Genomic DNA, 695 nt, shown 5'->3' with positions numbered 1-695 from the left:
GAGCGCGTCGACGAGGCCCTCTCGCTCAACCCGGACATCGTCTCCACCGCCTGCCCGTTCTGCCTCGTCATGCTGACCGACTCGGTCAACGGCAAGAAGAACGAGGGCAAGGCCAAGGAGTCCATCACGGTCGTCGACGTCGCCCAGCTGCTGCTGGAGTCCGTCAAGACCCCGGTCCCGGACGACGAGCCCCCGGCGGGCACGGCGGAGACGGAGAGCGAGCCGGAGCCGCAGCCGGTCAAGTAGCCGCCCCAGCAAGGCAGTTGTCGTAACGACGCCCCCGGTCCCGCTCGGACTGGGGGCGTCGTCGTGTCACAGCCCCTGCGGCTCACCTCTCGTCGGCCGGGAACAGCTTCTCGATCTCCGGCGGCAGGTCGTCGGTGATCCGCACCACGAAGATCGGCTCCTCGTCCGGCGAGAGGCGGATCGCCACGGCGTCGGACGGATCCAGTCCCTTGGCCTCGTACGCCTCGTACACCGCCGGCTCGGCCGTGGCACCGGCCTCGCCGGGTGTGTCATCGCAGGGCACCGCACGGGCCGTTCCCGCCCTGGCCCCCAACTCGAACCGCACGTCGCCGCGGTCGCTGTAGCTGTCCCCTCCGTAATCCACCACGAACGCGCACTTCGCCGGGACCTCCCCGCTGCCACTGTCGGCGCTGCCGCCATCCCCCTCACCGTCAGTCGAGCCCTCCCCC

At 70.6% G+C, this 695-nt stretch carries 1 protein-coding gene and 1 pseudogene; one reads left to right on the top strand and one right to left on the bottom strand.

Features of this window, described 5'->3' with window-relative positions:
* Positions 1 to 246 (top strand): annotated as a pseudogene (locus tag P1P70_RS45430) (Fe-S oxidoreductase); the annotation flags it as partial.
* Positions 247 to 328: 82 nt separating this feature from the next.
* Here the strand turns inward: P1P70_RS45430 and P1P70_RS45425 are convergent.
* On the bottom strand, positions 329 to 695 hold a 367-nt coding region (locus P1P70_RS45425; protein ID WP_319248452.1), incomplete at its 5' end, for a DUF6281 family protein.

It is taken from the genome of Streptomyces sp. MB09-02B (assembly GCF_033794485.1).
GTDB lineage: Bacteria > Actinomycetota > Actinomycetes > Streptomycetales > Streptomycetaceae > Streptomyces.
Note: the sequence above shows the minus strand (reverse complement) of the source record. Positions and strands in the feature narration are given on the sequence as shown.